Origin of the sequence: Bacteroides ilei, assembly GCF_900128495.1 — a bacterium.
Classification (GTDB): Bacteria; Bacteroidota; Bacteroidia; order Bacteroidales; family Bacteroidaceae; genus Phocaeicola; species Phocaeicola ilei.
Window position 1 is genome coordinate 1,199,106 of sequence record NZ_LT635801.1, and the last position, 11,331, is coordinate 1,210,436.

Consider the following 11,331-nt stretch of genomic DNA (forward strand, 5'->3'; position numbering starts at 1 on the left):
ATCATTGATTTTAGGTATGGAAGAGGGAAAAGAGACTATCAGTGTAGAAGGTGCCCGCGTGCACAATCTGAAAAATATAAATGTAGAGATACCACGCGACAGCCTTACTGTCATTACGGGTTTGAGTGGAAGCGGCAAATCGTCTTTGGCTTTCGATACGATTTTTGCAGAAGGACAGCGCCGCTATATAGAGACTTTTTCGGCATATGCCCGTAATTTCTTAGGTGGAATGGAACGCCCGGATGTGGATAAGATTTCAGGATTGAGTCCGGTCATTTCCATAGAACAGAAAACTACCAACAAGAATCCCCGTTCGACAGTTGGTACCACTACCGAAATATATGACTATCTGCGTCTGCTTTATGCGCGTGCCGGTATTGCCTATTCCTACCTGTCGGGGGAAAAGATGGTAAAATATACGGAAGAGCAGATTCTGGATCTGATCCATCGTGACTATAAAGGCAGGCGTATCTATATTCTGGCTCCTTTGGTACGTACCCGTAAGGGACATTATAAGGAACTGTTCGAACAGGTACGTAAAAAGGGATATCTGTATGTACGTGTCGACGGGGAGATACGTGAGATTGTCCACGGGATGAAGCTGGACCGTTATAAGAATCATGATATTGAAGTGGTGGTCGACAAGACCATTGTCGGCGATAAGGATGACAAGCGTTTGAAGCAGAGTGTGGCGACGGCTATGCAGCAGGGCGACGGACTGCTGATGATTCTGGATGCCCAGACTGAAAGTGTCCGTCATTACAGTAAACGCCTGATGTGTCCGGTAACCGGATTATCCTATAAGGAGCCGGCTCCCCATAATTTTTCTTTCAATTCACCTCAGGGGGCTTGTCCCCGCTGCAAGGGTTTGGGATATGTGAATCTGATTGATGTTGACAAGGTTATTCCCGACCGTTCTTTGTCTGTTTATGAAGGTGCGGTTGCTCCGCTCGGTAAATATAAGAATGTAATGATATTCTGGCAGATAGAGGCTTTGCTCGAGAAGTATGAGGCAACCTTGAAGACTCCGGTACAGGAACTTCCCGAAGATGCCATCAATGAAATTCTCTATGGATCGGATGAACGGTTGAAGATCAAAAGTTCCCTTATCCATGCTTCATCCGATTATTTTACTAATTATGAAGGTATCGTCAAATACATTCAGATGATGCAGGAAAAAGATGCCTCAGCTACGGCGCAGAAATGGGCCGACCAGTTTGCCAAGACTGATGTCTGTCCCGAATGTAAAGGTGCCCGTTTGAATAAGGAGGCTCTTTGGTTCCGTATCCATGATAAGAATATCTATGAGCTTGCGTCCATGGATATAAGTGAACTTTATGAATGGTTGTCGCATGTAGATGAATTTCTGGATGACAGACAGCGGGTCATCGCCTCTGAAATATTGAAGGAACTGCGTACCCGTCTGAAATTTCTGCTTGATGTCGGGTTGGATTACCTTTCGTTGAACCGTTCTTCGGTCAGTCTGTCGGGGGGTGAGAATCAACGTATCCGTCTGGCAACCCAGATAGGTTCGCAGTTGGTCAATGTACTATATATTCTGGACGAACCTAGTATCGGACTTCATCAGCGTGATAATATACGGCTGATCAATTCATTGAAGGAGTTGCGTGATCTGGGTAATTCGGTGATTGTGGTAGAACATGATAAGGATATGATGCTGGCTGCCGATTATATCGTAGATATGGGTCCCAAAGCAGGGCGTCTGGGAGGAGAGGTTGTATTTGCAGGAACTCCCGAAGAAATGCTGAAGACTGACACTTTGACTTCGCGGTATCTGAACGGGAAGATGAAGATTGAAATACCGGAAGTGCGCCGTAAAGGTAACGGACATTCGTTGTGGCTGAGAGGTGCCCGGGGAAATAACCTGAAGGGAGTGGATGTTGAATTTCCGTTGGGCAGGTTGATCTGTGTGACGGGTGTTTCTGGAAGTGGAAAGTCGACCTTGATAAATGATACGCTTCAGCCTATCCTGTCACAGCATTTTTACCGTTCTTTGCAGGACCCTTTGCCTTATGACTCTATTGAAGGATTGGAATACATAGATAAGGTGGTCAATGTAGATCAGTCGCCGTTGGGAAGGACACCCCGGTCCAATCCCGCTACCTATACCGGAGTCTTTTCTGATATCCGTAATCTTTTTGTGGGCTTGCCTGAGGCAAAAATCAGGGGATATAAGCCGGGAAGATTCTCTTTTAATGTTGCGGGGGGGAGATGTGAGGCCTGTGGCGGCAATGGTTACAAGACTATTGAGATGAATTTCTTGCCCGATGTATTGGTACCTTGTGAGGTCTGTCACGGGAAACGGTACAACCGTGAAACCCTGGAGGTGCGTTTTAAAGGTAAGTCAATAGCCGATGTGCTTGATATGACGATAAACCGGGCGGTTGAGTTTTTTGAAAATGTACCTCAGATTCTGAATAAAATTAAAGTATTGCAGGAGGTAGGACTGGGTTATATCAAGCTTGGACAGCCGTCAACCACTTTATCCGGAGGAGAAAGCCAACGTGTCAAGCTGGCTACCGAACTGTCTAAACGTGATACGGGGAAGACTGTCTATATTCTGGATGAGCCCACCACAGGATTGCATTTTGAAGATATACGTGTGCTGATGAACGTCTTGAACCGATTGGTAGACAAGGGTAATACAGTCATCGTCATAGAGCATAACCTGGATGTGATCAAAATGGCCGATTATATCATCGATATGGGGCCTGAAGGCGGAAAGGGAGGTGGTGAACTGTTGTCATACGGTACGCCCGAGGAAGTGGCTTTGAGCACTAAAGGTTATACACCTAAGTATATCAAGGAAGAATTGGAAAATAAATGATGGAAATAATCGAAAACAGGATAAACTATGTCGAAAGAGAAGATTGCTAAGACCAATGCGGCCCGCTTGCTTGACAGAGATAAAATCAAGTATGAGCTTGTTCCGTATGAGGTTGATGAAAACGATTTGAGCTGTGTACATGTTGCGGCTACATTGGGAGAGAATATTGAGCAGGTTTTCAAGACGTTGGTGCTTCATGGTGACAAGTCAGGCTATTTTGTCTGTGTAGTTCCCGGAGAGCATGAAGTAGACTTGAAGATGGTGGCCAAGGTTTCGGGAAACAAGAAGTGTGATCTGATTCCGATGAAGGAGCTTCTACCGCTTACAGGATATATTCGTGGAGGATGTTCTCCGATAGGGATGAAGAAGCATTTCCCTACCTATATTCATCATACCTGTAATGATTATCCCTATATTTACGTGAGTGCGGGAATGAGAGGGTTACAGGTGAAACTGGCCCCATCCGACCTGATTAAGGTAAGTCAGGCTGAGGTCTGTTCACTTTTTGAAGACTGAAAATCGGCCGATTGGGGTGAGACAGATTTTAATAAGGATAATGTAGCCCGGCGTATGTTTTCCCATGCGATTTTGGGCTTCATTGCTTCCGGGAGGGAGAGAGTATCCGGACTGGTCTGCAGTAGAAACTTGAAACCGGCTTTTTTCAGTTGGTCCTTATCTTCTATCTTTCCCGCCAGTAATGCTACCGGTACAGAATGACGGTTTGCCCGTTCCAGCACTCCAGCCGGAACTTTACCTTGTAAGGTCTGGCTGTCTGCTTTGCCTTCTCCTGTAATGACCAGATCGGTTCCATCCAGGTAGTTGTCGAATCCGACTGCATCCAGCATCAGGTTGATGCCTGGCTTCAGTTGTGCGTGCATGAATGCGTAAAATGCAGCTCCCAGTCCTCCGGCAGCTCCACCTCCTTGCAGTTCTTTTACCTTTTTCCCGGTAGTTTTTTCTATGATTGCAGACAGACTGTACATTGCTTTGTCAAGTATTGCAAGCTGTGCTGGAGTCCCTCCTTTCTGAGCCCCGAATACATAAGCTGCTCCTTGAGGACCACAAAAAGGGTTATGTACATCACAGGCTACAACGAATGAAGACTCTTCTAATCCTGCAAGTATGCCATTAGTGTCAATTCTATTAACCTGTCCCATTGTTTGTCCGCCATACCCCTCCAGCAATTTTTCTCCGTCATAGAGTTTTGCCCCTAGAGCCTGGAGCATTCCCAGTCCGGCATCATTGGTCGCACTTCCGCCTATCCCAACCAGAAAATTCCGGTATCCGCGTTTCAGTGCGTCGGCAATCAGTTCTCCTGTTCCGTAAGTGGTGGTTTTCATCGGATCTCTTTCTTTTTCGGGGACCAGCGGGAGTCCGTTTATTTCCGCCATCTCGATGATTGCAGTTTTACCGTCGCCGGATACTCCGTAGCGCGCTTTGCGTATCCGCATTAACGGATCATGCGCTTCAATAGTGATAAAGTGCCCTTGAGTAGCCTTGACCAGAATGTCTAGTATACCTTCTCCGCCGTCGGAAACCGCTAACGGGATGACTTGGCAATATGGAATTTGCTCCTTGATAGTTTGTTCCACGCACTGTCCCACTTCGGCAGAAGTGAGACAACCTTTGAAGGAATCTATGGCAAGTATTATCTTTTTCATGGAATGATTGTTTTATCCTCTGCAAAAGTACATAATTTTATGTAGGTTGGATAATCCTTATTTATGTACGTTCACATATCGGTCTGCCAAAATATATCGGATAGAAAGGGGATTCCCTATGACAAGTGCAGATATTCCTATCAGGAAAGAGGGAATTTCTTTTGTATGGAACTAAAAATAGACTTATTTTGGGGCAGAATTCAAAAAAGAATAAAGTTATGAAGAGACAGACTTGTTTTTTGGCAGTAATCATATCGGCTTTTCTGATGGCCGGCTGCAGTACATCATGGACAACAAAGAGTAGGAGTGATTTGGTCAGCAGTATACATAGGGGTATGACTATGCAGCAAGTTATGGATGAAATGGGAAAACCAAAATTCCGTTCGTTTGTGGGAGATCGGGAAGAATGGAGGTATGAGAAATTTAAGATGGTCACGGGACATACTACTATCATTATCGGTTTTTCCGATGGTAAAGTAGAATATATGGATTCGTTTGAAGGAGTTTTGCCTCAAGAAGTGCTGCCCGGACAGACACCGGTAGTTGTGTTGCCTTCTGACGGATGGCAATATCCGGAAGGTGAGGGGTATTATTCATTTGAAGGGCTGATTGCCAGGTTAAAAAAGACAACATTGAAGTCTGAGCGTTATAATATTGTCAAAGAAGCGGCCAGAAGGAACCGTTTCACCTCGGAACAATGCGCTGAAATACTGAAGACACTGGCCTGGGATGATGAACGTCTGGAAGTCCTTCCGTTACTGGTGCCCATCATTTCCGACAGATACAATGACAGTAAGATTGTGCAGGCTATGACTTTCATTTCCGGTGAGAAGGAGGCACGAGCTATCTTGAACGCTTATAGGGGCAGGTCGTATTGTTCCTTTGCCATGACGGATGCTGATTTTTCTGATTTTTACCGGCAGATGAAGGAGGAGCCGTTTAAAGACGGGCAGTTAAAGCTGATTCGGAATAAGGCTGTCTCAAGCGGCTTTTCGTGTAACCAATGTGTGAAGATTCTGGAGTTGCTTACGTGGGATGATGACAAGATGGAATTCCTTTCTGTGCTGGCTCCGGTAATAGTAGACCGGTCTAATAGCGACAAGGTAGTGAAATGCTTTACTTATATGAGTGGTCGGGAGAAAGCCCGTAGGATATTGGAGGCATACAAATGACAGGTAAATCATAGAAATCTTTGTTTTTTTGCAGCTTTATCAAAAATGTTTATCTTTGCACTCAATTCATTATACGTATGACGCGTATATTGTTGAGTAAAGTAAAGTTTTTATATGAAGAATATCCGAAATTTCTGTATTATCGCTCATATTGACCATGGTAAGTCTACACTGGCCGACCGCTTGTTGGAATATACCCAGACTGTGAAGATTACCGAAGGACAGATGCTGGACGATATGGATCTGGAACGTGAGCGGGGAATTACGATTAAGAGTCACGCCATCCAGATGGAGTACAACTATAAAGGGGAAAAATATATTTTGAACCTGATTGATACTCCGGGACACGTGGATTTTTCTTATGAGGTTTCCCGGTCTATCGCAGCTTGTGAGGGTGCCTTGCTTGTAGTCGATGCTTCCCAAGGTGTACAGGCACAGACTATCTCCAATCTGTATATGGCGTTGGAGCATGATCTTGAGATCATTCCGGTTATGAACAAATGTGATATGGCCAGTGCGATGCCCGAAGAAGTGGAAGATGAGATTGTTGATCTGCTCGGCTGTGACCGTGGAGATATTATCAGGGCTTCCGGAAAGACGGGAATGGGAGTGGAAGAGATTCTTCAGGCTGTAGTGGAACGTATCCCATGTCCCAAAGGAGATGAAAATGCTCCTTTACAGGCTTTGATCTTTGATTCTGTGTTCAATTCTTTTCGGGGTATCATTGCTTATTTCAAGGTGGTGAATGGAGTTATCCGGACAGGCGATAAGGTGAAGTTTTTCAATACGGGCAAAGAATACGATGCAGATGAAGTGGGTGTGTTGAAGATGGATCTGGTTCCGCGTAAGGAATTGCGTACGGGTGATGTCGGATATATCATATCGGGTATCAAGACTTCCCGTGAGGTGAAAGTGGGAGATACCATTACTCATATAGCCCGTCCGTGCGATAAGGCTATAGAAGGTTTTGAGGAAGTGAAACCAATGGTATTTGCCGGAGTTTACCCTATTGAAGCCGAAGAATATGAAAACTTACGGGCTTCTCTGGAGAAATTACAGCTGAATGATGCTTCTCTGACTTTCCAGCCGGAATCTTCGCTGGCTTTGGGATTTGGTTTTCGATGTGGCTTTTTGGGACTGCTTCATATGGAAATAGTTCAGGAACGCTTGGACCGTGAGTTTGATATGAATGTTATAACTACGGTGCCGAATGTTTCTTATATGGTGTATGACAAACAAGGTGGAGTACAGGAGGTACATAATCCAGGTGGTATGCCCGATCCTACATTGATAGATCATATTGAAGAGCCTTATATTGACGCTTCCATCATTACCCGTACCGATTATATCGGGCCGATTATGACTCTCTGTCTGGGAAAGCGAGGTGAACTGGTCCGCCAGGATTATATATCAGGTAACCGGGTAGAGCTTCATTACCGCATGCCGTTGGGAGAAATCGTCATCGATTTCTACGACAAACTGAAAAGTATTTCGAAAGGATATGCTTCATTTGATTACCATCAGTCAGGTTTCCGGCCGTCGAAGTTAGTGAAGTTGGATATCTTGCTGAATGGAGAGTCGGTGGATGCTCTTTCTACATTGACACATTTTGATAATGCTTATGATTTGGGACGACGGATGTGTGAAAAACTGAAGGAGTTGATTCCACGTCAGCAGTTCGAAATAGCAATTCAGGCGGCTATAGGGGCTAAGATTATTGCCCGTGAAACCATCAAGGCTGTTCGAAAAGACGTGACAGCCAAATGTTATGGTGGTGACGTAAGCCGTAAAAGAAAATTGCTGGAGAAACAGAAACGTGGAAAGAAACGTATGAAACAGATTGGTACGGTGGAAGTACCTCAGAAAGCATTTTTGGCAGTATTGAAACTTGATTGATTCTTTTTTAATATCGTTTGATATATGGTTGGAACAAACGATGGATTTATTGTTGTTCCAACCGTTTTTTATGATAATATAGTTTTTACACAATATATGTTATAGAACATATATTTCGCATGTATAAATTTTATAAAACATGCGTTTAAAAAGATAAATAGAACTTGTGATTTATGGTGGTTGATATGTTGGTGTATGGGTTATAGTGGGTAATAATTTACCTGCTGTCACAAGGTAAAATAAAAAAAAAACATCAATCATGATGAATCAGCAGACACATCCTTTTTTGGCAGATGAGGTTCTCATTGAACTTTTCTGCAATGGTGAAAAAACAGCGTTCGATGTATTGTATAAACGTTATTCAAACGTAGTACTAGAAACAATCAGAAGTAAAGTGAAGGTTAAGGAGGAAGCGGAAGACTTGTTCCATGACTTCATGCTTCATTTGAGTTATAAACTGCGGAATTCTTATAGGGAAAAAGGGCAGTTTAAATCCTGGTTGTTTAAGTCATTGAACAATTACATGTGTAGTTATTTTAGAAAGAAAAAACAAATCTTTGTTGATATAAATTTGGAATTATCTAATCAGAGTCTCTATGAAGATGATTCCGAATATATGCAATTAAAAGAAAAAATATTAGGTTACCTGCAGGAATTTCTCAGAACTCTTCCAGAGTCTTCTCTGATGCTTTTAAAGATGCGGTATTGGGAAGGTATTTCATATAAAGAAATTTCAAGACGTACTAATATAAAATATCCTACTATAGTTTCCATGGTTCGGACAATTCAGAAAAAATTGATAAGTTTTATGGAAGATAGAGGTTGTACCCGTTTTGACTTATAATTTTTTCATTTTTTAAGCAGAAAAACCCCGTTAACGTTACCAATGAAACAATTTTTATGTTACATTTGCCCCATATTTGTAAAGTTGGGTTTGCAAACATGGTAAATAACATAAAACATCTAGGTATTGTGGAAAGCATAAACGGAGCTTTGGTAAAAGTGAAGATTTCTCAAAGTTCTGCTTGTTCATCGTGTAGCGTTAAGGGGCACTGCAATGTGTCTGAGACAAAAGAAAAGTTAATTGATGTTTTCAATAAAGATAAAGTACCCTGTCGGATTGGTGATAGGGTAATGATTATAGGAACTACATCGATGGGCATGAAAGCTGTATTTTTGGCTTTTGTGCTCCCTTTTCTTGTGCTTATGATAGTGTTGGCTGTGGCTTTGAAGGCTACTGGTAGCGAACCGGTGGCAGCTGTATCTTCGCTGCTTTCTCTTATTCCTTATTATCTGATAATTTATTTGTGTCGCAAGAAATTAAGCCGCACGTTTACTTTTACGCTGGATACCGTATTGTAAATCTTATTATAATATAATTAATCAACTAACTTTATATTTATGAATTTAATTTTGGTTGCAGTAATTTCATTGGGAGCTATCGGTTTGGTTGCGGCAGTAATCTTGTACGCGGCTTCGAAGAAATTTGCTGTGTATGAAGATCCGCGAATTGCTCAGGTTGCTGAGGTACTGCCTCAGGCAAACTGTGGTGGATGTGGTTATCCTGGATGCTCCGGTTTTGCTGCCGCATGTGTTAAGGCCGGTTCATTGGAAGGTAAGCTCTGTCCTGTAGGTGGTCAGCCTACAATGGAGAAGGTCGCTAGTATTTTGGGGTTGGAAGCTGTTGCTTCTGAACCGAAGGTGGCGGTAGTGAGATGTAACGGGACTTGTGCCAATCGTCCTAAAATTACACAGTACGATGGCGTTCGTTCTTGCGTTGTTGCAAATTCTACTTATGGAGGAGAAACTGGATGTACATTCGGTTGTTTGGGATGTGGTGATTGTGTAGCAGTCTGCCAGTTTGGTGCGATTCACATGAATCCGGAAACCGGTTTGCCCGAGGTTGATGAAAACAAGTGTACTGCATGTGGAGCTTGTAGCAAGGCCTGTCCGCGTAACATTATCGAAATCCGTCCGAAGGGGAAGAATAACCGGCGTGTCTATGTTCAGTGTGTGAATAAAGATAAAGGTGCGGTGGCCCGCAAAGCTTGTACTGCAGCTTGTATCGGGTGCGGTAAATGTGTGAAGGTCTGTCCGTTTGAAGCCATCACGCTGGAAAATAACCTGGCTTATATAGATCCTGCGAAATGTAAGTCCTGCCGTAAATGTGAAATGGAATGTCCGCAGAATGCCATTATTGCGGTGAATTTTCCTCCACGTAAACCGAAACCGGCTGAAACCGCTCCTGTAGCTGACGCTTCTTCTAAAAAAACTGAAGCTCCGAAGGCAGAAGCATCGGTAGCCCCGAAATCTGCAGAGACTTTGCAATCCGGAACAGATACAAGGTCAGAAACTCCGAAAGCCGAAGCTTAATCAGAATTTATTTGTAAACAATTAAAAGATATAACAGTGAAGACATTTAGAATTGGTGGAGTTCATCCAGCAGAAAATAAATTGTCAGCCGGTAAAGCCATAGAGACATTGGCGCTTCCTAAGCAGGCGGTGTTTCCATTGTCTCAGCATATAGGTGCTCCTGCCACTCCGATTGTGAAGAAAGGTGATGTGGTTAAGGTGGGTACCAAGATTGCTGAAGCTGGAGGTTTTGTATCGGCAGCTATCTTTTCATCTGTATCAGGTAAGGTGAATAAGATAGATAGCGTTATCGATGCGAGCGGTTATCGTAAGCCCGCAATTTTCATCGATGTGGAAGGTGATGAATGGGAAGAGTCAATTGACCGTAGCACTACTCTTGTTAAGGAATGTCTCCTCTCTCCGGAAGAAATTGTTGCCAAAATCAAGAATGCCGGTGTCGTAGGTATGGGTGGAGCTTGTTTCCCTACTCACGTAAAGTTGACCCCTCCTCCAGGATGTAAGGCTGAATGTGTCATTATCAATGCCGTTGAATGTGAGCCGTATCTGACGGCCGATCATCGTCTGATGCTTGAAAAGTCTGATGAAATCATGGTAGGTGTATCTCTTCTGATGAAAGCTGTCAAGGTGAACAAGGCTTACATAGGCATTGAAAACAATAAGCCTGATGCAATCAAACTGATGACTGAAAAGGCTGCCAATTATGCAGGAATTGAAGTAGTTCCTTTGAAAGTGAAATATCCGCAGGGTGGTGAGAAACAGTTGATTGATGCTGTCATTGGCCGTCAGGTCCCTGCTCCTCCTGCCATCCCGATCAACGTAGGTGCCGTGGTTCAGAATGTAGGTACTGCTTATGCCGTTTATGAAGCTGTACAGAAGAACAAACCATTGTTTGAGCGTGTGGTTACGGTAACGGGTAAGTCTTTAAAGAACCCTTCAAACTTTTTGACCCGTATGGGTACTCCGATGAGCCAGCTAATAGAAGCTGCCGGTGGCTTGCCTGAAGATACAGGAAAAGTAATCGGTGGTGGTCCGATGATGGGTAAGGCATTAGCCAATACGGAAGTTCCGATCTGTAAAGGAAGTTCGGGCGTATTGATTATGAATGACAAGGAGGCACGTCGTGCTGAACCTCAACCGTGTATTCGTTGTGCCAAGTGTGTAAGCGCTTGTCCTATGGGGCTGGAACCGTTCCTGTTGGCTACATGTTCTGCTCACGGAGATTGGGAACGGGTTGAACACGAGATGATCATGTCTTGCATCGAATGTGGTTCTTGTCAGTTCACTTGTCCGTCACATCGTCCGATGTTGGATTATATCCGTTTAGGTAAAGGTAAGGTGGGCGGTATCATCCGTGCACGTAACGCTAAAAAATAAGTTTGTA

The 11,331-nt window shown here is 43.7% G+C and carries 9 protein-coding genes; 8 read left to right on the forward strand and 1 reads right to left on the reverse strand.

All coding sequences use genetic code 11. From position 1 onward, the window contains the following. Positions 1 to 16: 16 nt before the first annotated feature. Positions 17 to 2,848 (forward strand): excinuclease ABC subunit UvrA, encoded by a 2,832-nt coding sequence (uvrA, locus tag BQ7489_RS05175; RefSeq protein WP_072530234.1) that lies wholly within the window; start codon positions 17 to 19, stop codon positions 2,846 to 2,848. Positions 2,849 to 2,875: 27 nt separating this feature from the next. Then, positions 2,876 to 3,364, forward strand: a complete 489-nt coding sequence (ybaK, locus tag BQ7489_RS05180) for a Cys-tRNA(Pro) deacylase (protein ID WP_072530235.1) — start codon at positions 2,876 to 2,878, stop codon at positions 3,362 to 3,364. Here the strand turns inward: ybaK and BQ7489_RS05185 are convergent. Further along, positions 3,331 to 4,509, reverse strand: coding sequence for a glycerate kinase family protein (locus tag BQ7489_RS05185; RefSeq protein ID WP_072530236.1), 1,179 nt, complete (start codon positions 4,507 to 4,509; stop codon positions 3,331 to 3,333). The two genes, ybaK and BQ7489_RS05185, sit on opposite strands and share 34 nt — an antisense overlap. Before the next feature lie 218 nt (positions 4,510 to 4,727). Here BQ7489_RS05185 and BQ7489_RS05190 point away from each other — a divergent pair, with 218 nt between their 5' ends. The 6 genes from BQ7489_RS05190 (at position 4,728) to rsxC (ending at position 11,324) form a co-directional block, all read left to right on the forward strand. Continuing rightward, on the forward strand, positions 4,728 to 5,681 hold the full coding sequence (locus BQ7489_RS05190) for a DUF4476 domain-containing protein (protein WP_162617776.1): 954 nt from the start codon (positions 4,728 to 4,730) through the stop codon (positions 5,679 to 5,681). A 114-nt stretch (positions 5,682 to 5,795) separates the two neighbouring features. Further along, positions 5,796 to 7,577 (forward strand): translation elongation factor 4, encoded by a 1,782-nt coding sequence (gene lepA / locus BQ7489_RS05195; protein WP_072530238.1) that lies wholly within the window; start codon positions 5,796 to 5,798, stop codon positions 7,575 to 7,577. A gap of 259 nt (positions 7,578 to 7,836) precedes the next feature. Then, entirely contained in the window at positions 7,837 to 8,421 is a 585-nt protein-coding gene (locus BQ7489_RS05200) for an RNA polymerase sigma factor (protein WP_072530239.1), read from the forward strand. Positions 8,422 to 8,519: 98 nt separating this feature from the next. Then, on the forward strand, positions 8,520 to 8,939 hold the full coding sequence (locus BQ7489_RS05205) for a SoxR reducing system RseC family protein (protein ID WP_072532038.1): 420 nt from the start codon (positions 8,520 to 8,522) through the stop codon (positions 8,937 to 8,939). 39 nt (positions 8,940 to 8,978) lie between these two features. Beyond that, the gene (locus BQ7489_RS05210) at positions 8,979 to 9,950 is read left to right on the forward strand and encodes a Fe-S cluster domain-containing protein (RefSeq protein WP_072530240.1); all 972 of its coding nucleotides are present in this window, start codon (positions 8,979 to 8,981) and stop codon (positions 9,948 to 9,950) included. Between the two features lie 36 nt (positions 9,951 to 9,986). After that, on the forward strand, positions 9,987 to 11,324 hold the full coding sequence (rsxC, locus tag BQ7489_RS05215) for an electron transport complex subunit RsxC (protein ID WP_072530241.1): 1,338 nt from the start codon (positions 9,987 to 9,989) through the stop codon (positions 11,322 to 11,324). Positions 11,325 to 11,331: the final 7 nt, after the last annotated feature.